The sequence below is a fragment of the Streptomyces sp. DvalAA-43 genome (assembly GCF_900091725.1).
Taxonomy (GTDB): domain Bacteria; phylum Actinomycetota; class Actinomycetes; order Streptomycetales; family Streptomycetaceae; genus Streptomyces; species Streptomyces pulveraceus.
In genome coordinates this window covers 441,940-465,694 of sequence record NZ_FMBW01000071.1, presented here as the reverse complement: position 1 = coordinate 465,694, position 23,755 = coordinate 441,940, and the positions used below count along the sequence as shown (strand labels likewise).

General features: G+C 71.3%; 23 protein-coding genes. 14 read left to right on the top strand and 9 right to left on the bottom strand.

The annotated features are described in order from the left end of the window. Window positions 1–49 precede the first annotated feature (49 nt). From GA0115234_RS30365 to GA0115234_RS30355, 3 genes are read left to right on the top strand one after another with little or no spacing between them, the layout of a single operon-like run. Window positions 50–1,501 (top strand): DUF2252 domain-containing protein, encoded by a 1,452-nt coding sequence (locus GA0115234_RS30365; RefSeq protein ID WP_093548059.1) that lies wholly within the window; start codon window positions 50–52, stop codon window positions 1,499–1,501. Window positions 1,502–1,559: 58 nt separating this feature from the next. Beyond that, window positions 1,560–2,621, top strand: coding sequence for a J domain-containing protein (locus GA0115234_RS30360; protein WP_093548057.1), 1,062 nt, complete (start codon window positions 1,560–1,562; stop codon window positions 2,619–2,621). A 46-nt stretch (window positions 2,622–2,667) separates the two neighbouring features. Then, window positions 2,668–3,012, top strand: a complete 345-nt coding sequence (locus GA0115234_RS30355) for a rhodanese-like domain-containing protein (RefSeq protein WP_093548055.1) — start codon at window positions 2,668–2,670, stop codon at window positions 3,010–3,012. Between the two features lie 78 nt (window positions 3,013–3,090). On the opposite strand, the gene GA0115234_RS30350 is transcribed toward GA0115234_RS30355, so the two are convergent. From GA0115234_RS30350 to paaA, 6 genes are all read right to left on the bottom strand, one after another. After that, window positions 3,091–4,263 (bottom strand): acyl-CoA dehydrogenase family protein, encoded by a 1,173-nt coding sequence (locus GA0115234_RS30350; RefSeq protein WP_093548053.1) that lies wholly within the window; start codon window positions 4,261–4,263, stop codon window positions 3,091–3,093. A 134-nt stretch (window positions 4,264–4,397) separates the two neighbouring features. Beyond that, window positions 4,398–5,456: a 2Fe-2S iron-sulfur cluster-binding protein gene (locus tag GA0115234_RS30345; RefSeq protein ID WP_093548051.1), complete on the bottom strand. Its 1,059-nt coding sequence runs from the start codon at window positions 5,454–5,456 to the stop codon at window positions 4,398–4,400. Further along, on the bottom strand, window positions 5,457–5,963 hold the full coding sequence (gene paaD, locus GA0115234_RS30340; RefSeq protein WP_093548049.1) for a 1,2-phenylacetyl-CoA epoxidase subunit PaaD: 507 nt from the start codon (window positions 5,961–5,963) through the stop codon (window positions 5,457–5,459). It abuts the gene before it with no gap. Then, entirely contained in the window at window positions 5,957–6,658 is a 702-nt protein-coding gene (gene paaC, locus GA0115234_RS30335; protein ID WP_093548046.1) for a 1,2-phenylacetyl-CoA epoxidase subunit PaaC, read from the bottom strand. Before paaC ends, paaD begins: the two co-directional genes overlap by 7 nt. Continuing rightward, window positions 6,655–6,945, bottom strand: a complete 291-nt coding sequence (gene paaB, locus GA0115234_RS30330; protein ID WP_093548044.1) for a 1,2-phenylacetyl-CoA epoxidase subunit PaaB — start codon at window positions 6,943–6,945, stop codon at window positions 6,655–6,657. The genes paaC and paaB overlap by 4 nt, the downstream gene beginning before the upstream one ends. Then, window positions 6,942–7,991 carry a 1,2-phenylacetyl-CoA epoxidase subunit PaaA gene (paaA, locus tag GA0115234_RS30325; RefSeq protein WP_093548042.1) on the bottom strand — a complete coding sequence of 350 codons (1,050 nt, stop codon included), beginning with the start codon at window positions 7,989–7,991 and terminating at the stop codon, window positions 6,942–6,944. Before paaA ends, paaB begins: the two co-directional genes overlap by 4 nt. Before the next feature lie 115 nt (window positions 7,992–8,106). Here paaA and GA0115234_RS30320 point away from each other — a divergent pair, with 115 nt between their 5' ends. From GA0115234_RS30320 to GA0115234_RS30310, 3 genes are all read left to right on the top strand, one after another. Further along, window positions 8,107–8,868, top strand: coding sequence for a DUF5819 family protein (locus GA0115234_RS30320; protein WP_093548041.1), 762 nt, complete (start codon window positions 8,107–8,109; stop codon window positions 8,866–8,868). Beyond that, window positions 8,865–10,130, top strand: a complete 1,266-nt coding sequence (locus GA0115234_RS30315; RefSeq protein ID WP_176729309.1) for an HTTM domain-containing protein — start codon at window positions 8,865–8,867, stop codon at window positions 10,128–10,130. The genes GA0115234_RS30320 and GA0115234_RS30315 overlap by 4 nt, the downstream gene beginning before the upstream one ends. Before the next feature lie 206 nt (window positions 10,131–10,336). After that, the gene (locus GA0115234_RS30310; RefSeq protein ID WP_256088867.1) at window positions 10,337–10,945 is read left to right on the top strand and encodes a TrmH family RNA methyltransferase; all 609 of its coding nucleotides are present in this window, start codon (window positions 10,337–10,339) and stop codon (window positions 10,943–10,945) included. Window positions 10,946–11,065: 120 nt separating this feature from the next. Here the strand turns inward: GA0115234_RS30310 and paaN are convergent, their stop codons facing one another. Then, complete coding sequence (gene paaN, locus GA0115234_RS30305; RefSeq protein WP_093548039.1) at window positions 11,066–12,766, bottom strand: phenylacetic acid degradation protein PaaN; 1,701 nt, start codon at window positions 12,764–12,766, stop codon at window positions 11,066–11,068. A gap of 123 nt (window positions 12,767–12,889) precedes the next feature. Between paaN and GA0115234_RS30300 the strand changes: the two genes are divergently transcribed. Next, window positions 12,890–13,483, top strand: coding sequence for a TetR/AcrR family transcriptional regulator (locus GA0115234_RS30300; protein ID WP_093548037.1), 594 nt, complete (start codon window positions 12,890–12,892; stop codon window positions 13,481–13,483). Window positions 13,484–13,567: 84 nt separating this feature from the next. Here GA0115234_RS30300 and GA0115234_RS30295 read toward each other — a convergent pair whose 3' ends face one another. Continuing rightward, on the bottom strand, window positions 13,568–14,074 hold the full coding sequence (locus GA0115234_RS30295) for an Lrp/AsnC family transcriptional regulator (protein WP_093548035.1): 507 nt from the start codon (window positions 14,072–14,074) through the stop codon (window positions 13,568–13,570). Window positions 14,075–14,337: 263 nt separating this feature from the next. Here GA0115234_RS30295 and pdhA point away from each other — a divergent pair, with 263 nt between their 5' ends. From pdhA to GA0115234_RS30260, 7 genes are all read left to right on the top strand, one after another. Beyond that, the gene (gene pdhA / locus GA0115234_RS30290) at window positions 14,338–15,501 is read left to right on the top strand and encodes a pyruvate dehydrogenase (acetyl-transferring) E1 component subunit alpha (RefSeq protein WP_093548033.1); all 1,164 of its coding nucleotides are present in this window, start codon (window positions 14,338–14,340) and stop codon (window positions 15,499–15,501) included. Further along, entirely contained in the window at window positions 15,498–16,529 is a 1,032-nt protein-coding gene (locus tag GA0115234_RS30285; protein ID WP_093548031.1) for an alpha-ketoacid dehydrogenase subunit beta, read from the top strand. Before pdhA ends, GA0115234_RS30285 begins: the two co-directional genes overlap by 4 nt. Continuing rightward, window positions 16,529–17,977, top strand: coding sequence for a dihydrolipoamide acetyltransferase family protein (locus GA0115234_RS30280; RefSeq protein ID WP_093548029.1), 1,449 nt, complete (start codon window positions 16,529–16,531; stop codon window positions 17,975–17,977). Before GA0115234_RS30285 ends, GA0115234_RS30280 begins: the two co-directional genes overlap by 1 nt. A gap of 107 nt (window positions 17,978–18,084) precedes the next feature. Continuing rightward, complete coding sequence (locus tag GA0115234_RS30275) at window positions 18,085–18,939, top strand: NTP transferase domain-containing protein (protein WP_093548027.1); 855 nt, start codon at window positions 18,085–18,087, stop codon at window positions 18,937–18,939. A 257-nt stretch (window positions 18,940–19,196) separates the two neighbouring features. Next, window positions 19,197–20,834: a molybdopterin molybdotransferase MoeA gene (locus GA0115234_RS30270; RefSeq protein ID WP_370804615.1), complete on the top strand. Its 1,638-nt coding sequence runs from the start codon at window positions 19,197–19,199 to the stop codon at window positions 20,832–20,834. A 20-nt stretch (window positions 20,835–20,854) separates the two neighbouring features. Continuing rightward, window positions 20,855–21,940, top strand: a complete 1,086-nt coding sequence (locus GA0115234_RS30265) for a potassium channel family protein (protein WP_093548340.1) — start codon at window positions 20,855–20,857, stop codon at window positions 21,938–21,940. A gap of 54 nt (window positions 21,941–21,994) precedes the next feature. Beyond that, window positions 21,995–22,981 (top strand): NAD(P)H-quinone oxidoreductase, encoded by a 987-nt coding sequence (locus tag GA0115234_RS30260; RefSeq protein WP_093548025.1) that lies wholly within the window; start codon window positions 21,995–21,997, stop codon window positions 22,979–22,981. A 182-nt stretch (window positions 22,982–23,163) separates the two neighbouring features. Here the strand turns inward: GA0115234_RS30260 and GA0115234_RS30255 are convergent, their stop codons facing one another. Next, the gene (locus GA0115234_RS30255) at window positions 23,164–23,712 is read right to left on the bottom strand and encodes a bacterial proteasome activator family protein (RefSeq protein ID WP_093548023.1); all 549 of its coding nucleotides are present in this window, start codon (window positions 23,710–23,712) and stop codon (window positions 23,164–23,166) included. Window positions 23,713–23,755 lie beyond the last annotated feature (43 nt).

The window sequence follows — 23,755 nt, the reverse complement described above, 5'->3', positions numbered from 1 at the left end:
AGGGCGTCGGGCCAGGAGCGCAGGGCGAGGGCGGGGGAGGCTGCGCGCCATGGGTGACATCGAAGCGACAGTGCCGGTCCAGCGGGCGGGGGCAGGCGATCCGCGCATTCCGGTCGTGCCCGGATTCGCGCGGCGGGCGGCTGCTGCGGGCGGGGGCGCGACGCGGTCGCCGAGGAGGGCGGGCAAGGAGCTGCGGGAGCGGGTGCCCAGGGTGTCGCACGCGTCCCTGGATCTTCCGGCCGGGAGGCCCGACGCGGTGCGGGCGGTGGAGGAGTCGAGCCGGGGCAGAGTGCCCTCCCTCGCGCCGATCCGGGTGGGGCGGATGGCGGCCACCCCCTTCGCCTTTCTGCGCGGCTCGGCCGGGCTGATGGCCCATGACCTGGTGGGCACGCCGGTCAGCGGGGTGGGCGCCCAGCTCTGCGGCGATGCGCACGCGGCCAATTTCGGGCTGTACGGCGATGCGAGGGGCAGCCTGGTCATCGATCTGAACGACTTCGACGAGACCGTGTTCGGCCCGTGGGAGTGGGACCTCAAGCGTCTGGCCACCTCGCTGGTGCTCGCGGGGCGCGAGGCCGGGGCGGACGAGGACACCTGCCGACAGGGTGCGTACGACACGGTGGGCGCCTATCGGCGGACGATGCGGCTGCTGGCCAAGTTGCCCGCGCTCGACGCGTGGAACGCCATCGCTGACGAGGAGTTGGTCTCGCACACGGACGCCCGGGACCTCCTCGGCACGCTGGAGCGGGTCTCGGAGAAGGCCCGCAACAACACCAGCGCCCGCTTCGCGGCCAAGTCCACGGAGGATTCCGGGGACGGCGGACGCCGCTTCATCGACGCGCCGCCGGTGCTGCGGCGGGTGCCGGACGAGGAGGCCGCGGCGGTCGCGGCGGGGCTCGGCGACTATCTGGGCACGATCTCGGAGGACCGGGTTCCGCTTCTCGCCCGGTACGCGATACACGACGTGGCGTTCCGGGTGGTCGGCACCGGGAGCGTCGGCACCCGGTCGTATGTGGTGCTTCTGCTCGATCACCGGGGTGAGCCTCTGGTGCTCCAGGTGAAGGAGGCGCGGCCCTCCGTGCTCGCGCCGTATCTGCCGACCGTCGGCTTCGACGTGCCGGAGGTGGCGCACGAGGGGCGCCGGGTGGTGCTCGGACAGAAGCGGATGCAGGTCGTCAGCGACATCCTGCTGGGCTGGGCGACGGTGGACGGACGTCCGTTCCAGGTACGGCAGTTCAGGAACCGCAAGGGCAGTGTGGACCCGGCGGCGCTGGCAGCCGATCAGGTCGACGACTACGGCCGGATGACCGGTGCGCTGCTGGCGCGGGCCCATGCGCACAGCGCGGATCCGCGACTGATCGCGGGCTACTGCGGCAAGAACGACGAACTGGACGAGGCGGTGGCGGCGTTCGCGGTGACCTACGCGGACCGTACGGAGGCGGACCACGCGGAGTTGGTGCGGGCCATCGGCTCGGGGCGGATAGCCGCCGAGCTGGGCGTCTGAGGGGCATCGGGCCGACCGTGCGTCCTCGGGCCGCGCGCGGTGGCCATACGCTGGGCGGGTGACCCACGAAGCCGCCGGGGTGCCGACCACCCGGAACGACGATGACCGGCAGGACAACGACCGGCAGGTCGATGACCGCCAGCGCGAGCAGCATGCCCGGGACGAGCAGCACGAGCAGGGTGAGCAGCGCGGGCGGGACGAGCGGCCCGGTGCGTCGGCCGGTGCCGGTTCTCGGACCGGTGCCGAGGGTGGCTCCGGTGCCGACGAGGGCGGCACCGGAGACGGCGCTCCCGAGGGGGCGACGGACACGGGCGCCGACGGGGGGACGGGCGGGCGCGCCGAGGAGGAGCGGCCCGAGGCCCGGCTCGCCAGGGCGGTGCGGGTGGCGGAGCAGGCACTGATCGAGTTCGAGATCGCGGTGGAGACCTTCCGGGTCGAGGTCGAGAATTTCTCCCGGCTGCATCACCAGAAGCTCGGGCCGATGTACACCCGCCTCGACGAGCTCGATGCGCAGATCGCGGAGGCTCGGGCCGCCAGGACGGGTGACCCGGAGGACATCCGCAAGGCGCAGGAGGCTCGGGCGATCGTCATGCCGATGCCGGGCGTCGACGAGCTGTTCCACGACTGGATCGATTCCGAAGGGCTCTCCCCCGAGGCCGCTGCGATGCTCACCGAGCAGCCGGTCCGGCCGCCCAAGCGGGTCCGGCCGACCGAGGAGGCGCGCCGGCTCTACCGCGACCTGGCCCGCAAGGCCCACCCGGACCTGGCGCAGGACGAGACGGAGCGGGCCCGCCGGGACGAGTTCATCGCCCGCGTGAACGCCGCGTACGGGCGGGGGGACGAGGCGCTGCTGATCGAGTTGGCCCAGGAGTGGGCGGCGGGCCCGGTGGCCCCGGAGACGGAGCTCAGCGAGAGCGAGGAGCTCTACGCCCGGCTGAACTGGCTGACCCAGCGCAAGGAGCTTCTGACGGTGCTCGCCCAGGAGCTGGAGGAGAGCGCGATCGGGTCCATGCTGCGGATGGCGCCGGACGATCCGGACAGGCTGCTCGACGAGATCGCCGAGCAGCTGCTGGGCGAGGTCTCACGGCGCGAGGCGGAGCTGGCGGCCATGGTGCAGTAGCGTTCCGGTTGACTCAGGAGCGTACATACGAGAGAAGGCATGACCCATGAATTTCGCCCCGCTGCCCTCGGTGGACGTCGCGGCGGTTCCGTCGGACGGCTTTGTGCTGGACGTCCGGGAGGACAACGAATGGGCGGCCGGGCATGTCGAGGGCGCCCTGCACATCCCGATGAGTGATTTCGTGGCCCGCTTCGGTGAGCTGACCGAGGCCGCCGAGGACGGTCGGCGCGTGCACGTGATGTGCCGGGTCGGCGGCCGGTCGGCCCAGGTCACTCAGTACCTGGTGCAGCAGGGCGTCGACGCCGTGAACATCGACGGCGGGATGCTCGCCTGGGACGGCGCCGGGCGCCCGATGGTCACGGACAACGGCAACCCGGCCTTCGTGCTCTGAGCCGGGCCGCTGTCGGGCACCCGTCAGGCCGCCGTCGTGGCTGCCTGACCGCCCGGCCGCCCGACGGCCCGACCGGTGTCAGCCGAGGAGGTGTGCGGCCAGCAGGTCGCCCAGTGCCTCCTCGTGTGCCGCTGCCGGACCGAGGGACAGCTCGATCTGCTTCGCCCAGGCGTGGAAGCGGTGCAGCGGGTAGTCCGTGTCCGCGCCGAACCCGCCGTGAAGATGCTGGGCCGTCTGTACGACCCGGCGGACTCCGTCCGACGCCCAGATCTTCGCCACGGCGATGTCGCCCTCGGCGGGCAGCGCCCCGGCGGCCCCGGTGGAGATCCGCCAGGCCGCCTGCCAGAGCGTCACTTCCATGGCCCGCAGATCGATGTACCGGTCCGCGGTCTGTACCGCGACGGACTGGAAGGTCGCCACCGGGAAGCCGAACTGCTCGCGTTTGCCGGTGTATTGGCTCGTCATGGCGAGCACGGCCTCACCGAGGCCCAGTGCGAGCGCGCACGTCCCCGTGGTGAGGAGGGCGCGCAGCCACTCCCAGGCCCAGGCGTCGTCGATCAGCGCGTGGCCGTCGACCCGTACCGACTCCAGCCGGACCTCGGCGAACCGTTCACCGCTGGTGGAGACCTGCTCGGCCAGGGTGATGCCGTCCTGGGCGGGCTCGATCAGGGCGACGACGGCCCGGCCCTCGTCGGTGTGGGCCGGAATCGCGATCCAGTCCGCTGTCTGCGCCCACGGCACCGCTGACTGCGTCCCGTCGAGCACCCAGCCGCCATCAGAGTCGGCACGGGCACCGGCACTGATGCCCGCTGCTGCCTTCCGGCGTGCGGTGACGGCGAGTTCGGCCGGGTCGTGGCCGGTACGGCCGTTGGCCCCGACGGTGAGAACCAGCTCGCCCCGGCCCACCCGGGGCAGCAACTCGGCGGCCAGGCGCGGGTTCCCGTATCGCTGGAGCGCCATCGCGACCGCGCACGTCTCCAGCAACGGCACTCTCGCAAGCACCTTTGCGGACTCGCGCAGCACCAGGCAGAGCGCGACGAGATCGAGCCCGGCCCCGCCATGCTCCGGCGACAGCGTCAGGCTCAGCAGATCGCTGGAGGCGAGCCCGGCCCACAGCGGGCGGTCGATGTCCTCTGCCACCGCGCCCGGTACGAGAGCGGGGCTGGGAACCCCGTCCGGGGCGACTCCCGAGAAGACCGCTTTCGCCGCCTCCGTGGCTGCCTGCTGTTCCTCGGTGAAGGTGAAGTCCACTGTCCTGGCCTCCCGCTGCCCGACGCCCCTGTGCCCGAATGTGACGGGTCGTCAAGATAGAACACGTTCTATGAGAAGGGAACAGTGGGCGCGAGCACGAGAAGAGCGGGTAGCGGGGAGAGCCGACGGGGGCGTCAGCGGTCGAAATCGAGTTCCACCTCCGGTGTGACCGGATGCGACTGGCACGCCAGTACGTAGCCCGCGCCCGTCTCTTCGGGCTCCAGCGCGAAATTGCGGTCCATCCGCACCTCGCCCGAGACCAGGAACGCCCGGCAGGTCCCGCACACCCCGCCCTTGCAGGCGTACGGGGCGTCGGCGCGGCTGCGCAGTACGGTCTCCAGCAGCGATTCGCCCTCCTCCACCGGCCAGGTGCCGGAGCGGCCGTCCAGGGTGGCGGTGAGCCTGCTGTGAGCGGGTGATTCGGCCCGGGGGCGGGCGGAGGTGCTCGGGCCGTCGTCCACATGGAAGATCTCCTGGTGGATGCGGGACCGGTCGACGCCCAGGCCGCGCAGCGCCTGGTCCGCGGCCTGCACCAGTCCGAAGGGACCGCAGAGGTACCAGCCGTCCACCTCGGTCACCGGAAGCAGCGCGGGCAGTAGCTCGGTGAGGCGCTCCTGGTCCAGCCGGCCGGAGGGGAGGCCCGCCTGCTGCTCCTCCCGGGAGAGCGCCGTGATCAGCTGGAACCGGTCCGGAAAGCGGTCCTTGAGGTCGGCGACCTCGTCCAGGAACATCGTCGAGAGCGCGGTCCGGTCGCTGCGGATCAGGCAGAAACGGGCGTCGGGTTCCCGCGCCAGCAGCGTGGCCGCGATGGACAGGACCGGCGTGATCCCGCTGCCTCCGACGACCGCCGCGAAGTGTCCGGGGCGGGGTGTCAGCACGAAGCGGCCCATCGGAGCCATCGCCTCGACCAGGTCACCGACGGCGAGTTCCTTCAAGGCGTACGTGGAGAACGCGCCGCCGTCGACGAGCCGGATGCCCACGCGCAGTACCGGGTCGTCCGGCGCCTCGGTGGCCGGGGAGCAGATCGAGTACGAGCGGCGGACCTCCTCGCCGTCGACCGTGTACCGCACATTGAGGTGCTGGCCGGGCCGGTGGCGGAAGGTCTCGCGCAACTCGGGGGGCACGGCGAGGGTGACGGCCACCGAATCGTCCGTGAGCCGTTCGATCGTGCGGACCCGGAGCGGATGGAACATCTACAACTCCTTGAAGTGGTCGAACGGTTCGCGGCACGTCACACAGCGGCGCAGCGCCTTGCAGGCGGTGGAGGAGAACCGGCTCAGCAGCTCCGTATCGGTCGAGCCGCAGTGCGGGCAGCGGACCGAGAGGGTGAGCGGCACCGGCCCGCCCGCGCCGGCCGCGGCATCGTGCGGGCGCGGGGGTGCTATGCCGAACTCGGCCAGCTTGCGCCGCCCTTCGGCGCTGATGTCGTCCGTGGACCAGGCCGGTGAGAGCACGGTGACCACGGAGACCTCCGGTATGCCGTGGTCGTGCAGGACCCTCTTGATGTCGGCGGACATGGCCTCGATCGCGGGACAGCCCGTGTACGTCGGGGTGAGACGCACGGTGACCTTGCCGGGGGCGAGGACATCCACGCCCCGGAGAACGCCTAGCTCGTCCAGGGTCAGTACGGGCAGTTCGGGGTCGGGTACGGAGCCTGCGAGGCGGTGCAGCTCCTCCTCCAGGAGTGTCTCGGTCACCATGACGCCCCCGGGTGGCTGCGATGCAGATGCTGCATCTCGGCGATCATGCGGCCGAAGGGCTCGGTGTGGATTCCCTGGCGTCCCGCGCCCGCCGTCCACGCCCCGGCCTGCGGACCGGTCGGCAGCGTCAGCGTGGCCCGCTCCAGCACCGCGGAGACGGACTCCAGCCAGCCGCTGCGCAGCGACTGCCAGTCGACCTCCACGCCTTCCACGGGCTCGAACAGCTCGCCGGTGAACCGCCACAGGGCGTCTACGGCGAGCTGCATCCGGTCATGGCTCTCGTCCGTGCCGTCGCCGAGCCGTAGCGTCCAGTGCTCGGCGTGGTCCTGGTGGTACGCGACCTCCTTCACGGCCTTCGCCGCCAGGCCGGCGAACGCGCTCTCGCCAGCCGCCAGCTGCTCGTACAGCAGCCGCTGGTAGGTGGAGAAGTAGAGCTGGCGGGCGATGGTGTGGGCGAAGTCGCCGTTCGGCTGCTCGACCAGCTGGACGTTGCGGAAGGCGCGTTCCTCGCGCAGGTAGGCCAGCTCGTCCTCGTCCCCGACCAGGGAGAGGAGTACCCGGGCCTGCCCCAGGAGGTCCAGGGCGATATTGGCCAGGGCCACTTCTTCTTCCAGCACGGGCGCATGGCCCGCCCACTCCCCCAGCCGGTGCGAGAGCACCAGCGCGTCGTCGCCCAGGGCGAGGGCCGCGGTCACAGGTGCTTCACCCCTTCCGGGATCTCGTAGAACGTCGGATGCCGGTACGGCTTGTCGCCGGCCGGCTCGAAGAAGGAGTCCTTCTCGTCCGGCGAGGAGGCCGTGACCTGTGCGGACGGGACCACCCAGATGGAGACGCCCTCGGATCGGCGCGTGTACAGATCGCGCGCGTTGCGCAGGGCCATCTCCGCGTCCGGGGCGTGCAGGCTGCCCGCGTGGGTGTGGGAAAGGCCGCGGCGCGAGCGCACGAACACCTCCCACAGTGGCCATTCGGTCGAACTGCTCATGCTGTCGCCTCCCCGTTCCCCGCTGTTGCGCGTGATGCCGCGTGTGCTGGTGCTGCCTGTGCTGGTGCCGCTGTGTGCTTCTCGGCGTAGGCAACCGCCGCGTCCCGGACCCAGGCACCTTCCTCGTGCGCCCGGCGGCGCTGGGCGAGGCGCTGCTCGTTGCACGGGCCGTTGCCCTTCAGGACCTCCTGGAACTCCTTCCAGTCGATCGCCCCGAAGTCGTGCTGGCCGCGCTCCTCGTTCCACCGGAGGTCCGGGTCCGGGAGGGTGAGCCCCAGCGTCTCGGCCTGCGGGACGCAGATGTCCACGAAGCGCTGCCGCAGCTCGTCGTTGGAGTGGCGCTTGATCTTCCAGGTCATCGACTGCGCCGAGTGGGCCGATGCGTCGTCCGGCGGGCCGAACATCATCAGGGACGGCCACCACCAGCGGTTCACCGCGTCCTGCGCCATGTCGTGCTGCGCCGGGGTACCGCGGCTGAGGGCGAGCAGCAGCTCGTACCCCTGGCGCTGGTGGAAGGACTCCTCCTTGCAGATGCGGACCATCGCGCGGGCGTACGGGCCGTAGGAGCAGCGGCAGAGCGGCACCTGGTTGGTGATCGCGGCGCCGTCCACGAGCCAGCCGATCGCGCCGACGTCCGCCCAGGTCAGCGTCGGGTAGTTGAAGATCGACGAATACCTCTGGCGGCCCGCGTGAAGCTTGTCGAGCAGCTCCTCGCGTCCGGTGCCGAGGGTCTCCGCCGCGCTGTACAGATAGAGCCCGTGGCCCGCTTCGTCCTGCACCTTGGCCATCAGGATCGCCTTGCGGCGCAGCGAGGGCGCACGCGTGATCCAGTTGGCCTCCGGCTGCATGCCGATGATTTCGGAGTGGGCGTGCTGGGCCATTTGCCTGACCAGCGACGCACGGTACGCATCGGGCATCCAGTCACGTGGCTCGATGCGCTCGTCCGCCGCCACCGCGGCGTCGAACACCGCCTCCAGGGCCTCGTCCGCCCCTTCGGGCCTGTCCGCTCCCGCCTGCGCTGTCTGGTCCGCAGTCACTGCCGCCATCCCGGGCTCCCTACCGACCGATCGTTCGGTTCAATGTCTTCAATGGTGAGTCGGTGGCCCGTAGGGTGTCAACCCTGTGGATGACTGACCGGGGATCGACGGGGATCGGGGCGGGATGGATTCGTACGACGACAGGGGCGCCGAAAGCGGGAGCGAGGCCGCCGATCCGGGGCCGGATCTGTGTGAAGAAATTCCTTCCGGTACTGGTCAGACGCCTGAATCAGGTCCGCGCGGCGGAATCGCCGCCCTGTCGCTTCCGTACCAGATCGTCGCCGCGGTCGCGCTGTCCGTCATCGGGCTGGTCGCCTGTGGACAACTGGCCATGGTGTTTCTGCACGTCGCACCCTCCAACACCCTGACCAAGCAGCACGGCGAAGCGGTCGACGAGTGGATCTACCCCGAGTTCGAGCAGAACTGGAAGCTCTTCGCCCCGAACCCGCTTCAGCAGAACGTCGCCGTGCACGTACGGGCCGAGATATCCGGCGCCGACGGACGCCGCACCACTTCCTGGATGAGTCTCTCCGGCGAGGACGGCAAGGCGATACGCGGCAACCTCCTCCCGAGCCACGTCCACCAGAACGAACTCCGTCGCGCCTGGGACTTCTACCTCGGCTCCCACGACAACGAGAACCGGGCCAACGGCCTTCGCGGACAGCTCTCCGAGCGCTACATCCGCCGCATCGTGATGCTGCGTCTCGGCGAGCACGACTACGGCGGCACCGTCGAGCGCATCCAGGTCCGTTCCGAGGTGCGGTCCGTCGGGGCGCCCCCGTGGAGCGAGGAGAAGATCAGCACGCGGCCGTCCTACCGGGTACTGCCGTGGTGGACGGTGACCGCCGCTGACCTTCCCGCGAGCGCCAAGGGGGCGGACAAGTGAGTGCACCTGCCCTCGACCGCAAGACCGGCCGCAGGGTCGACCACAAGGTCGCCCGCGCCATCCAGCGCATCACCTCCACGGCCTTCGGCCGGTACCAGAGTGCCGTCATCCGGATCGGTTTCTCGGCCACCTATCTGTTCTTCCTGCTGCGCGAACTGCCGCACCGCCACGAGATGTACGGCCCCGACGCCCCATGGGGCTGGGACATGGCGCAGCAGCTGATAGCCGGGAACCAGTCGTTCACCGCGCTCATGTGGTCGGACAGCACGGTCTGGTTCGAGATCGTGTACGCGATCGCGCTGATCTCCGCGGCGCTGCTGATGGTCGGCTGGCACACCCGAGCCATGTCGGTCCTCTTCATGGCCGGGGTGCTCTCCCTTCAGAACCGCAGCATCTTCATGGGTGACGGCGGCGACAACGTCATCCACCTCATGGCGATCTATCTGATGCTCACCCGCTGCGGGCGGGTCTGGTCGCTGGACGCCCGGCGTGCGGCGCGACAGGCGCGTGAGGCAGCGGACGACCCTCGGAGCCGGGCGCGGACGAATGTGGCCGGTGCGGTCCTCTGGGTGGTGCTCGGCCTGGTGCTGATCGCGGCCAGCGTGACCGACGGGCTCGGCGGCACCTGGTGGCTGCCGGCCCTCCTCTGGATCCTCTGGATCGGCGAGGGCGCCTGGTGGGCCGTGAACCGTTACGCGCCGCACAGCGAATCGCGCACCCTGCTCGATGTCGTCGCCAACCTCGCCCACAACGCGACCCTCGTCGTGATCATGGCCGAGGTCTGTCTGATCTACGCCACCGCGGGGTGGTACAAGATCCAGGGTTCGCGGTGGCAGGACGGCACGGCGCTGTACTACCCGCTCAAGCTCGACTACTTCACGCCCTGGCCCGGACTGTCGGACATCCTCGCCTCCAACAGCGTGATGGTGATGCTGCTGACGTACGGCACGGTCATCGTCCAGGTCGCGTTTCCCTTCACCCTGTTCAACCGGCGGGTCAAGAACGTCCTCCTCGTCGCCATGATGTGCGAGCACGCCGGTATCGCCCTGCTGCTCGGGCTGCCCTTCTTCTCCATGGCGATGATCGCCGCCGACTCCGTCTTCCTGCCGACCGTCTTCCTGGTGTGGTTGGGCTCCCGGGTGACCCTCACCCGGAAGCTGTTGTTCCCGGGCAGGGCCGAGGTACCCGGGCAGCGGCGTGGTGACGGTGACGAGGAGGCCCCGCAGCACAGCGGCGACGGGGGCCATACGCTCGTGGGGTGAGCAGGAGCGAGAACGGCAGTACGGGCAGCAGGGGCGGCGCAGGCAGTGGCGGCGGGGAATCGTTGATCGAGGAGGCCGTCGCGCCCGAGACGCCCCTCGCGCCCGAGGCGTCCCCTGGGTCCGAGGCGTCCCTTGGGTCCGCAGCGGGCGGGGAGCCCGGTGCGGCGGCGGAGCCGACGCAGTACGACGACGGGTTCGGGACGGAGATCGGCGTCGGGCCCCACCCGCTGCCGTGGCCCGTCGACGAGCGGTACGACCCCGAGCTGCTCGCCCACGGCGACCGGCGCAATGTGGGCGACGGCTACCGGTACTGGACCCGGGAGGCGATCGTCGCCGATCTGGATCTGCGGCGGCACGACTTCCATGTCGCGGTCGAGAACTGGGGCCACGACTTCAACATCGGCTCCGTGGTGCGCACGGCGAACGCCTTTCTCGCCAAGGAGATCCACATCGTGGGGCGGCGGCGCTGGAACCGGCGCGGCGCGATGGTCACCGACCGGTACCAGCATGTGCGACACCACCCCGACACGGAGTCGCTGACCGCTTGGGCGGCGGCCGAGGGCCTGCCGATCATCGGGATCGACAATCTGCCGGGGGCGGTGCCCCTGGAGCGGACCGAGCTGCCGCGCCGCTGCGTACTGCTCTTCGGACAGGAAGGCCCCGGGCTCACCGAGGAGGCCCGCAAGCACGCGGCGATGGTGTGCTCCATCGCGCAGTTCGGGTCGACGCGGTCGATCAACGCGGGAGCCGCGGCCGCTATCGCCATGCACGCCTGGGTGCAGCGGTACGCGGAGATCCCGGAGGCGGGGAGCTAGACGGTCTGGGAGGGGGACGGGGCCGGGCGGGACCGGGGCGGGGCTCGTCGGTCCGGGCTCTCGCCTCTCGGCCCCCGCCCATCGGCCCTCGGCCGCCGGCCCCGCCCCCGGGGCCCCGGGTCATGCCTGGCGGCGGACCTCCACCATGCGGAAGCGGTTGGACACGAAGGCTCCGTCGCACAGCGCGGCGTTCGCGGCCGGGTTGCCGCCCGAGCCGTGGAAGTCGGAGAAGGCCGCGGTCTGGTTGACGTACACCCCGCCGGTCAGGTTCAGCGACAGCTGGGCCGATTCGTCCAGGCAGACGTCCTCCACCGCGCGCTCCACCTTGGGTGAGGTGGTGTACGCGCCGACCGTCATCGCTCCCTGGTCGCGCACCGTACGACGGAGCAGCTCGACGGCGTCGGCCGTCGAGTCGACCGCTACCGCGAAGGCGACCGGGCCGAAGCACTCCGACAGGTAGTGCTCCTCGTCGTCCGGCTTGGTGGCGTCCAGCTTGACGACGACGGGGGTGCGGACCACGGCGTCGGGGAACTCCGGGTTGGCCACCTCACGGGAGGGCAGGGCGACTTCGCCCAGATCCGCGGCTGCCTCCAGGCGGGCCTTCACATCGGGGTTGACCAGGGCGCCGAGCAGCGCGTTCGCCCGGGTGTCGTCGCCCAGCAGGCCGGAGACCGCGGCGGCGATGTCGGCGACCACTTCGTCGTACGTCTTGTCGCCGGCGTCGGTGGTGATGCCGTCCCGGGGGATCAGCAGGTTCTGCGGGGTCGTGCACATCTGGCCGCTGTACAGGGAGAGCGAGAACGCCAGGTTGGACACCATGCCGCGGTAGTCGTCCGTGGAGTCGAGGACGATCGTGTTGACCCCGGCCTTCTCCGTGTAGACCTGGGCCTGGCGGGCGTTGTCCTCCAGCCAGTCGCCGAAGGCGGTGGAGCCCGTGTAGTCGATGATCTTGATCTCGGGGCGGAGTGCGAGGGTCTTCGCGATGCCCTCGCCCGGCCGTTCGGCGGCCAGGGCGACCAGGTTGGGATCGAAGCCCGCCTCGGCGAGCACCTCGCGGGCCAGCTGCACCGTGAGCGCGAGCGGAAGCACGGCGCGCGGGTGCGGCTTGACCAGGACGGGGTTGCCGGTGGCCAGGGAGGCGAAGAGGCCGGGGTAGCCGTTCCAGGTGGGGAAGGTGTTGCAGCCGATCAGGAGCGAGATGCCGCGCGGAGCCGGAGTGAACGACTTCCGCAGCTGGAGCGGGTCACGCTTGCCCTGCGGTTTGGACCAGTCGGCGTTCTGCGGGGTGCGGATCTGCTCCTCGTAGGCGTACGCCACCGCCTCCAGGCCGCGGTCCTGGGCGTGAGGGCCGCCCGCCTGGAACGCCATCATGAAGGCCTGGCCGCTGGTGTGCATCACGGCGTGACCGAATTCGTGGGTCCTGGCGCTGATCCGGGCGAGGATCTCCAGGCAGACCAGGGCCCTGGTCTCGGGGCCCGCCGCACGCCAGGCGGGCATGCCCGCGCGCATGGCCGGAAGCAGGACGTCCAGGTCGGCGTGCGGATATTCGACGCCGAGCACCGGACCGTAGGGAGAGATCTCCCCGCCCGTCCAGCCGTCGGTGCCGGGCTGGCCGAGATCGAGCCGGGTGTTCAGCACGGCGTCGAAGGCTGCCTTGCCCTCGGCCGCGCTCAGGCTGCCGGGGGCGCCGCCCTCGCCGTATGCCTTCGGATGCTCGGGGTGCGGGGACCAGTAGGCGCGCGTACGGATCGCGTCGAGGGCCTGGTCGAGCGTGGGGCGGTGCTTCTCGGAGAGCAGGTGCGGGGAGAGCTCGGCGGCCATGACGGACCAACTCCTCGTCGAGCTGGGCGGGGACGGGCGGACAGAGTTAGAGTAACCGAACGATCGGTCGGGACAAGGGGGCCCGCCAAACCTGTGGACAACTCGTAGGGGAGGATCGCGGACATGACCACGGCCAAGCGGGACACGTACACCCCGGAGACTCTGCTCACCGTTGCCGTCCGTGTCTTCAACGAGCGCGGCTACGACGGCACGTCCATGGAGCACCTCTCCAAGGCGGCGGGCATCTCCAAGTCGTCGATCTACCACCACGTCGCGGGCAAGGAAGAACTCCTGCGCCGCGCGGTCAGCCGCGCGCTGGACGGGCTCTTCGGAATTCTCGACGAGCCGGGGTCGACGCAGGGGCGTGCGATCGAGCGGGTCGAATACGTCACCCGTCGCACCGTCGATGTGCTGATAGCCGAATTGCCCTACGTCACGCTGCTGCTGCGCGTACGGGGCAATACGAAGACCGAGCGCTGGGCCATGGAGCGGCGGCGCGAGTTCGACCAGCGGGTGACCGATCTGCTGAAGGCGGCGGTCGCGGACGGCGACCTCCGCTCCGACGTGGACATACGGCTGGTGACGCGGCTGCTCTTCGGGATGGTCAACTCCCTGGTGGAGTGGTACCGGCCGCTGCCCGACGGCGGGGTCGACGGGGAGCGGCTGGCGGACACGCTCGTTCGCGTGGCCTTCGAGGGGATGCGGTCCAGCCGCTGAGCCGTAGCCGTCGAGCTACCGAGCCGCCAGGCCGTTGGGGTGTTGGGCTGCTGAGGTGCTGAGCCATCGGCGGCCGCGTGGTCCTCAGGTGAGCTCGGTGGGTCCGTCCGGGCCCGGGGCCAGGTCCGTCTCCTCGAACACCAGGAGCGTACGGGTGGAGAGCACCTCCGGGATGGACTGGATCCTCGTCAGGACCAGTTCGCGCAGCGATCTGTTGTCCGGGGTGTGCACCAGCAGCAGGACGTCGAAGTCGCCGCTGACCAGCGCGATATGAGTGGCCCCCGGCAGCGCCTGGAGCTGCTCGCGGACCGTGCGCCAGGAGTTCTGGACGATCTTGAGCGTGATGTACGCGGAGGCTCCCTGACCCGCCCGCTCATGGTCCACGCGCGCGCTGAAGCCGCGGATCACGCCGTCGTCGATGAGCCGGCTGATCCGGGCGTAGGCGTTGGCCCGGGACACATGGACGCGATCGGCCACCGACCTTATCGAGGCGCGGCCGTCCGTCTGGAGCAGTCGCAGGATGCCGCGATCGATGGCGTCGAGCGGGCGCGCGGGCGGCGCCTGGCCCGGCTCCTCGCCCCCGTCGGCCATTTGTTCAGCTGACATGTGCCCCCGCCTCCCTGTCCTGGACGACCTGCCTCTATCCCAGGCTGTGGAGAACCGTTTGTCCACAGGCTGAAGGTGCCTGTAGCCAAAATGCGCTCACGACCGAACAATCGGTAGGTGAGGCGCGCCACAACGGCGCCTCGGACAGCGCTCGACATTTCGATGTATTTCGACACCCCTCGGCATCGGACGACCCCCGATGCCGCCAGACGCCGCTCGAAACCCCTCGATGCCAGGAGGTGCTTGTCATGACGGTCCAAGAGCTGCCCGGCGCGGCGGCTTACCGGCCCACGCCGCCCCCGGCCTGGAAGCCGCTCACCGATCCCGCGCCGCTGCTCCCGGACCCCGAGCCGTACCGCGTGCTCGGCACGGATGCCGCGGCCGACGCCGACCCCGAGCTGCTGCTCCGGCTCTACGCGGAGCTAGTCCGGGGCCGGAGGTACAACGCACAGGCCACCGCTCTCACGAAGCAGGGGCGGCTTGCCGTCTACCCGTCGAGCACGGGGCAGGAGGCTTGCGAGATAGCGGCCGCGCTGGTGCTGGAGGAGCGGGACTGGCTCTTTCCCAGTTACCGGGACACTCTCGCGGCCGTGGCGCGCGGCCTGGACCCGGTCGAGGCGCTGACACTGCTGCGCGGCGACCGGCACACCGGTTACGACCCGCGCGAGCACCGCATCGCACCGCTCTGCACCCCCCTCGCCACCCAGTTGCCGCATGCCGTGGGGCTGGCGCACGCGGCGCGGCTCAAGGGCGACGACGTGGTGGCGCTCGCCATGGTCGGTGACGGCGGGACCAGCGAGGGCGATTTCCACGAGGCGCTGAATTTCGCGGCCGTCTGGCGTGCCCCGGTCGTCTTTCTCGTGCAGAACAACGGCTTCGCGATCTCCGTACCGCTGGCGAAGCAGACCGCCGCGCCGTCCCTGGCGCACAAGGCCGTGGGGTACGGGATGCCGGGCCGGCTGGTGGACGGAAACGACGCGGCCGCGGTGCACCAGGTCCTCGGCGAGGCCGTGGCGCGGGCCCGCAGCGGCGGCGGGCCGACGCTCGTCGAGGCGGTGACGTACCGCATGGACGCCCATACCAACGCCGACGACGCCACTCGTTACCGCGTCGACAGCGAGGTGGAGGCCTGGCGTGCGCACGACCCGATCCGGCTTCTGGAGCGGGAGCTGACCGGGCGGGGGCTGTTGGGCGACGACGGCATCGAGAAGGCGCGTGCGGCCGCGGAGCGGATGGCGGCCGCACTGCGCGAGCGGATGAACGCCGATCCGGTGCTGGACCCGATGGCCCTGTTCGCCCATGTCTATGCGGAACAGACCGATCAACTGAGGGAGCAGGCGGCCCGGTTGCGGGTCGAACTGGACGCCGAGCAGGACCAGCACGGCCATGACGACGTGGAGGAAGGGCGATGACCACCGCAGCGGCGACGGCCGGGGAGCGGAGGGCGAAGGCCAAACCCGCCACGATGGCGCAGGCACTCGGGCGGGCGCTGCGCGACTCGATGGCCCAGGACCCGACGGTGCATGTCCTCGGCGAGGACGTCGGCACGCTCGGTGGGGTCTTCCGGATCACCGACGGTCTGGCGAAGGAGTTCGGCGAGGACCGTTGCACGGACACCCCGCTGGCCGAGGCGGGCATCCTCGGGGCGGCCGTGGGCATGGCGATGTACGGGCTGCGGCCCGTGGTGGAGATGCAGTTCGACGCCTTCGCCTATCCGGCGTTCGAGCAGCTCATCAGCCATGTCGCGAAGATGCGGAACCGGACGGCCGGTGCCATGCCGCTGCCGATCACGGTCCGGGTGCCGTACGGCGGCGGGATCGGCGGGGTCGAGCACCACAGCGACTCCTCGGAGGCGTACTACATGGCGACGCCAGGCCTCCATGTCGTCACGCCCGCCACGGTCGAGGACGCGTACGGGCTGCTCAGGGCCTCGATCGCCTCCGACGATCCGGTGGTGTTCCTGGAGCCGAAGCGGCTCTACTGGGCGAAGGCGGACTGGTCGCCCGACGCCCCGGTCGCGGTGGAGCCGATCGGCCGGGCCGTCGTACGCAGGCCGGGCCGCAGCGCGACGCTGATCACGTACGGGCCCTCGCTGCCCGTCTGCATGGAGGCGGCGGAGGCTGCCGTCGAGGAGGGCTGGGACCTGGAGGTCGTGGACCTGCGCTCCCTGGTGCCGTTCGACGACGAGACCGTCGCCGCTTCCGTCCGGCGCACGGGGAGAGCGGTCGTCGTCCATGAGTCCTCCGGTTTCGGCGGGCCGGGCGGCGAGATAGCGGCCCGGGTCACCGAGCGCTGTTTCCACCATCTGGAGGCGCCGGTGCTGCGGGTCGCCGGGTTCGACATCCCGTATCCGCCGCCGATGCAGGAGAAGCACCATCTCCCGGGCGTGGACCGGGTGCTGGACGCGGTCGCCCGCTTGCAGTGGGAGGCGGAGAGCTGATGCCCCAGGTACTCGAATTCAAGTTGCCGGACCTCGGCGAGGGGCTCACCGAGGCGGAGATCGTGCGCTGGCTGGTGGAGGTCGGCGATGTCGTCGCCATCGACCAGCCGGTCGTCGAGGTCGAGACGGCCAAGGCGATGGTGGAGGTGCCGTGCCCGTACGGGGGCGTGGTGACCGCCCGGTTCGGCGAGGAGGGCTCGGAACTCCCGGTCGGAGCACCGCTGCTGACGGTCGCGGTGGGGTCGGGCAGTGGGGCTGACGAAGGAGCGGGGTTTGGTTCCGGTGAGTCCGGGGCTGGTGAGGTGGAGTCGTCCGGCAACGTGCTGGTCGGGTACGGGACGGGTGCACCGGTGGCCCGTCGCCGGCGGGTCCGTCCCACGGCCCTGACGGCAGCTGCTCCCGCGAGGGTGCCCGTGGCTGCGGCTGCGGATCCGGCGTCCGGTCCTGCTGCGGCTCCGGTGTCGGCTGCTGCGCCTGCTTCTGCTCCGGTGTCGGTTCCCGGTCCCGTTCCGGATGCGGTCCTGGGGCCGGTGGCGGTCGTGTCTCCGCTGGTACGGAAGCTGGCGCGGCAGCATGAGGTCGACCTGCGGCAGCTGGTGGGCTCCGGGCCGGACGGGCTGATCCTGCGGGCCGACATCGAATCCGCGATCAAAGCACTGGAGGAAGGGGCGGCGGTTTCCTCGCCGACTGCGGTCCCGACGCCGGAGGCCGTGACGGAGTCGGCTTCCGGGGCGGTGGCGCGGCAGAGCGCGCACCGGATTCCCCTGCGCGGTGTACGGGGTGCGGTCGCCGACAAGCTGGCGCGCAGCCGGCGGGAGATCCCCGACGCCACGTGCTGGGTCGATGCCGATGCCACCGAGCTGATGGCGGCCAGGGCCGCGATGAACAGCACCGGTGGTCCGGCGGCCGGGTCCAAGGTGTCGGTTCTGGCCCTGCTGGCCCGTATCTGCACCGCGGCGCTGGCCAGGTTCCCCGAGCTCAATTCCACGGTGGACCTGGAGGCACGGGAGATCGTGCGGTTGCCGGAGGTGCATCTCGGGTTCGCGGCACAGACCGAGCGTGGCCTGGTCGTCCCCGTCGTGCGGGACGCGCAGGCCAGGAACGCCGAGTCGATCGGGGCCGAGATCGCCCGGCTGACCGAGGCGGCGCGGGCCGGGCGGCTGACCCCGGCGGAGCTGACCGGGGGCACGTTCACGCTGAACAACTACGGGGTGTTCGGAGTCGACGGATCGACCCCGATCATCAACCACCCCGAGGCGGCGATGCTGGGCGTCGGCCGGATCGTGCCCAAGCCCTGGGTGCACCAGGGCGAGCTGGCCGTACGCCAGGTGGTCCAGCTGTCGCTGACCTTCGACCACCGGGTCTGCGACGGCGGTACGGCGGGCGGCTTCCTGCGCTACGTAGCCGACTGCGTGGAGCAACCGGCGGTGCTGCTGCGCACGTTGTAGGCGAGGACAGGTCGTGGGCTCCGTCCTTCCTCCTCGCCCGATCCGGGAATCGGCCCGATCGCCGACCGGGAGGATCGACGGGAGCCCGTGGCCCGCATACTCGGGGCATGACCGCGTATGACGCCATCGTCCTTGCCGGAGGGGCCGCCAAGCGGCTCGGCGGCGCCGACAAGCCCGGAATCCGGGTCGGTGGCCGTGCGCTGCTCGACCGGGTGCTCGTGGCCTGCGCCGATGCCTCGACGACGGTGGTGGTGGGCGGGCGCCGGCCCACCGCGCGACCGGTGATCTGGGCGTGCGAGGAGCCCCGGGGCGGCGGCCCGTTGGCGGCGCTCGACGCGGGGGTCCGGCAGACCACGGCGGAACGGGTCCTGGTGCTCTCCGCCGACCTGCCGTTCCTCGGCCCGGACACGGTCGGAACGCTCCTGGCCGCCGCCGGGGAAGGGCAGCGGGAGGGGGCTCTCTGCGCCGATCAGCAGGGGCGCGACCAGCCCCTCGTCGCCGTCTACCGTGCCGAACCGCTGCGCCGTGAGCTCGCGCTCCTCGCCGCCGAGCACGGCGGCCTGTCCGGGCTCCCCCTGCGTCTGCTGACGCATGAGCTCGACCTCGCCCGGGTGGAGGCCGATCCGCTCGCCTCCTTCGACTGCGACACCTGGGAGGACATTGCGTCGGCTCGGGCCCGTATCAGAGAGCATGGGTCCGTGCTCGATGAATGGATCACCGCAGTCAAGAACGAACTCGGCATCGAACTGGACGTCGACACCGGCGTCCTGCTCGATCTCGCCCGTGACGCCGCCCACGGCGTCGCCCGGCCCGCCGCGCCGCTGACGACCTTCCTGGTCGGCTACGCGGCGGCCAAGGCGAGCAGCGAAGAGGGCGGTGACGGAGCCACGGCGGTGGCCGAGGCCGCCCGGAAGGCCGCCGCGCTCGCCCTCCGCTGGGCGGACGAGAACGAGACGCAGTGACCGCCCGTAGCGGCGGGACCGATCGGCCGCCCGCCGCGGACACCGCGCCGGTGGGCGGCGGGCCCTCGGCAGCGGATGCCCACCCGCCGGCCGACTCGTCCGCGGCCGTCGGGCATGGGTGGGGCGTCGGTTCGTCATCGGCGTGGGCGGCCGAGGAGGACCGGGCCGTCGAACAGGCCCTCGCGCTGGTCGGACGACGGCCCTCCGGCGAGCCCCGGCCCACGGGCCGCCCCCATGCCATGGAGCCACCGCACTCCATGGACCGGCCTTGCCCCGCGGGCGACTCCGGGGAAGCACCCCCTTCACCGTCCCCGGACAACAGCGCCGACACGGCCCCGGGAAGACATGACCGGCATGAGCACGAGCACCGGCATGAGCACGAGCACCGGCACGAGAACGAGCACTTGCCCCCGCCTCCGCACTTGCCCACGTCTCCGCCCCTTCCCCCGTCCCCGCCCACGCGTGGGCACCGGCACTCGGTCTCCTGGGAGGAGGCGCGTGCGCTCGCTGTTCGGTGCGGGCGTGCCGCCGCGGTCCGGGGCGGTCGGATCCCCCTCGACGGGGCGCTCGGACACGCACTCGCCGAGCCGCTCGTCGCGCTCACCGATCTGCCGTCCTTCGACACCTCCGCCATGGACGGCTGGGTCGTCTCCGGACCGGGGCCGTGGAAGATCCGCGAGCCCGCCGGAGCCGGAAACAAGGCCGGAGCCGGAAGCGAGAAGAGCACCGAAGCCGAAGCCGACGCCGAAGCCGAAGCCGGCTCAGGCCGGGGCATGGGCATCCTCGCCGGGCAGAGCGCCCCCGCCGCGCTCGCCGACGGAGATGCCGTACGGATCGCCACCGGTGCCCGCATTCCGGCCGATGCCAACGCCGTGATCCGCAGCGAACACGCCCACGTGGACGAGACCAGGGGGCTGCTCCACGCACAGCAGCGGGTCCTGCCCGGTCAGGACATCAGGCCCCGTGGCCAGGAATGCCGTGCCGGTGATCAGCTGATGCCCGCCGGGGCGCTGGTGACGCCGGCCGCTCTGGGGCTGGCCGCCGCGGCCGGGTACGACGCACTCGTCGTGGTGCCCCGCCCGCGCGTGGACGTCCTCGTCCTCGGCGACGAGCTGCTGACCGGCGGCCTGCCGCACGACGGGCTGATCCGTGACGCACTCGGCCCGATGATCGGCCCCTGGCTGCGCGCGCTGGGCGCCGAGGTCTCGGCCCCGCAGCGCCTCGGCGACGACGCGGCGGCCCTGTGGCACGCCCTCACCACGTCCGACGCCGATCTGGTCGTCACCACGGGTGGCACGGCTGCGGGCCCCGTCGACCACGTCCACCCGGTCCTCGCCGAGATCGGCGCCGAGCTGCTGGTCGACGGAGTCGCTGTCCGCCCCGGCCACCCGATGCTGCTGGCCCGGCTCGTGAAGGAGAACGCGGCGGCGGGTCCATCGGAGCGCCGGAGCGGGGCACGCGGCGAAGGACCGTATCTCGTGGGGCTGCCGGGCAATCCTCTGGCCGCCGTCTCCGGACTCCTCACCCTCGCCGAGCCCCTGCTCCGCGGGCTGGCGGGACGGGGGCCGCAGGTGCCGTACCGGGCCGCGGTGCGCGACGAGGTACACGGGCACCCGCAGGACACCCGCCTGGTGCCCGTCGTCCATCGCGCGGGCGGCGGCACCGCCGACAGGCCGGAGAGCAACGGGTACAACGACGGTGGCGCGGGAACCGGCAGCGGTGCCGAGCACGTCGTACCCCTGCGTTACAGCGGCCCGGCCATGCTCCGGGGGATTGCCGCCGCCGATGGACTGGCCGTCGTACCGCCGGGCGGGGTACGGTCCGGCACCGAAGTGGAGATCCTCGATCTACCGTCGGCCTCGGCGATGCCGTGGTCGGAAGGGTGTTTCACGTGAAACTTCCCGGCCACGATCTGATGGCCAGGCGTGCGGACGAACATGTCGTGCCCACCCGGGTACTGCTCCCGCGCAGGGCGGTCGCCGGACCGGCGCGTCAGGTCGCCAAGCGGCTGCTGATGGCGCTCCTGGTGCTTGCCGCGACGGTGTTGATCGTCTGGACGGACCGCGGCGGGTACCACGATGCCGCCGACGGCAAGGTCGACCTGCTGGACGCGGTGTACTACGCGACGGTCACCCTCTCCACCACCGGCTACGGCGACATCACCCCGTACTCGGACGGCGCCCGGCTCACCAATGTGGTGCTGGTGACACCACTGCGGGTGCTCTTCCTGATCATCCTGGTCGGCACCACTCTCGAGGTCCTCACGGAACGGACCCGGGAGGACTTTCGGCTGAAGCGTTGGAGAACCAGCTTGCGTGATCACACCGTTGTCGTCGGCTTCGGGACGAAGGGCCGCTCGGCCATCCAGACCCTGTGTGCGACCGGCCTGAAGAAGGAACAGATCGTCATCGTCGACCCGGCGACCAAGGTGATCGAGATCGCCAACGCCGAAGGGTTCGTCGGCGTGGTCGGCGATGCGACGCGCAGCGAGGTGCTGTTGCGGGCCGAACTCCAGAAGGCGCGTCAGATCATCATCGCCACCCAGCGCGACGACACGGCGGTGCTGGTGGCGCTGACGGCCCGGCAGCTCAACCGCGGCGCGAAGATCGTCGCGGCGGTGCGCGAGGAGGAGAACGCCCCGTTGCTCCGGCAGTCCGGCGCCGACGCGGTGATCACCAGTGCCAGTGCCGCGGGCCGACTGCTGGGTCTCTCCGTCCTCAGCCCCAGCGCGGGCACGGTGATGGAGGACCTGATCCAGCAGGGCAGCGGACTCGATCTCGTCGAACGGCCGGTGATAAAGGCCGAGGTCGGCAAGAGCGTCCGGGAGACCGACGATCTCGTGGTCAGCGTATTGCGGGGGCACCGGCTGCTGGGTTACGACGATCCGGCGGCCAGCCCGCTTCAGTTGACGGACCGTCTGATCACCATCGTGCGTGCCTCGAACACATCACCGCAGGACGGGCCGACCCCGTCCATGGGCACACCACGCCCGCGCGACTGATTCCGCGCGACGACCTTCGCGGTCCTGCACCTGCCACGGAGTAGCCTCGCCGCCATGTATGCGATCACGATCCCTGAACCCGGCGGTCCCGAGGCACTCGTCTGGGCCGAGGTGCCCGATCCGGTGGCAGGCGAGGGCGAGGTCCTCGTCGATGTCGTGTCCAGCGCGGTCAACCGCGCGGACGTGCTGCAACGGCAGGGGTTCTACAACCCGCCGCCCGGCGCGTCCCCGTACCCCGGCCTTGAGTGTTCGGGCCGTATCTCGGCGGTCGGGCCCGGCGTCACCGGCTGGTCGGTCGGCGACGAGGTGTGCGCGCTGCTCGCGGGCGGCGGCTACGCGGAGAAGGTCGCGGTGCCCGCCGGGCAGCTGCTGCCCGTGCCGGACGGTGTCGAGCCGGTTCTGGCCGCGGCGCTGCCCGAGGTGACGGCCACGGTCTGGTCCAACGTCTTCATGGTGGCCCATCTGCGCCCCGGTGAGACGCTGCTGGTGCATGGCGGGTCCAGCGGTATCGGCACGATGGCGATCCAGCTCGCCAAGGCCGTGGGCGCGCGGGTCGCGGTCACCGCGGGGGGACCGGAGAAGCTGGCGCGCTGCGCGGAGCTCGGCGCCGACATCCTGATCGACTACCGGGAGCAGGACTTCGTCGAGGAACTGCGCAAGGCGACCGACGGGGCCGGTGCGGACGTCATCCTCGACATCGTCGGCGCGAAGTACCTGGACCGTAATGTGCAGGCGCTCGCCGTCAACGGCAGGCTGGCCGTCATCGGGCTCCAGGGCGGCGTCAAGGGCGAGCTGAATCTGGCCGCCCTGCTGAACAAGCGGGCCGCCGTCACCGCGACCTCGCTGCGTGGCCGCCCGCTCGCCGAGAAGGCCGCCATCGTCGCCGCGGTGCGCGAGCACGTCTGGCCGCTGATCGCCGACGGCGTCGTACGGCCGGTGGTGGACCGCACCGTGCCGATGCCGGACGCCGCCGAGGCCCACCGGGTGCTGGAGTCCAGCGCGCACATCGGCAAGGTGCTGCTCCAGGCCCCGGCGGGCTGACGCCACCCATCAGGACGGCGGACCGGGCTTCTGCCCTCGCCCACCGCGACGGCGGACCGGCCTCCGCCCTCGCCCCACCCCGCCCCGCCCCACGCGAAGGCCCGGCGCGCAGGTCGTGGACCATGTGCGCCGGGCCTCGGTGTCGCTTGCCGTCAGAGCCCCTTCCGGCCCTTCCGTTCTTTTTAGAGGTACGGGCCCGACCGGATGGCCCCGTGCGGGTCCCCGCTGCCGTCCTCGTCCTCGTGCACGCTGCCCGGCGGAAGGGCGCGGCGCATCTGCTCCAGCTGGGCCCGAGCGGCCATCTGCTGGGCGAACAGCGCCGTCTGGATGCCGTGGAACAGGCCCTCCAGCCAGCCCACCAGCTGGGCCTGGGCAATCCTGAGTTCGGCCTCGGAGGGCACCGACTCCTCGGTGAACGGCAGGGAGAGCCGCTCCAGCTCCTCCACCAGCTCCGGCGCGAGCCCGTCCTCCAGCTCCTTCACGGAGCTGGCGTGGATCTCCTTGAGCCTGACCCGGCTCGCCTCGTCGAGAGGAGCCGCCCTGACCTCCTCCAGGAGCTGCTTGATCATGCTGCCGATGCGCATGACCTTCGCGGGCTGCTCGACCATCTCCGTCACCGGGACCTCACGCGATTCGTCGTCAGTGCCACCGCCGCCGATCGCCATGCCGTCCTGCCCCACCACGAGGACTTGGGGGTGCTCCTGCGACCGTTCATTCCTCGGCATCTCCATGGCGCCATTGTCTCGCACACCTGCCGTACGACACTGTGGTGCC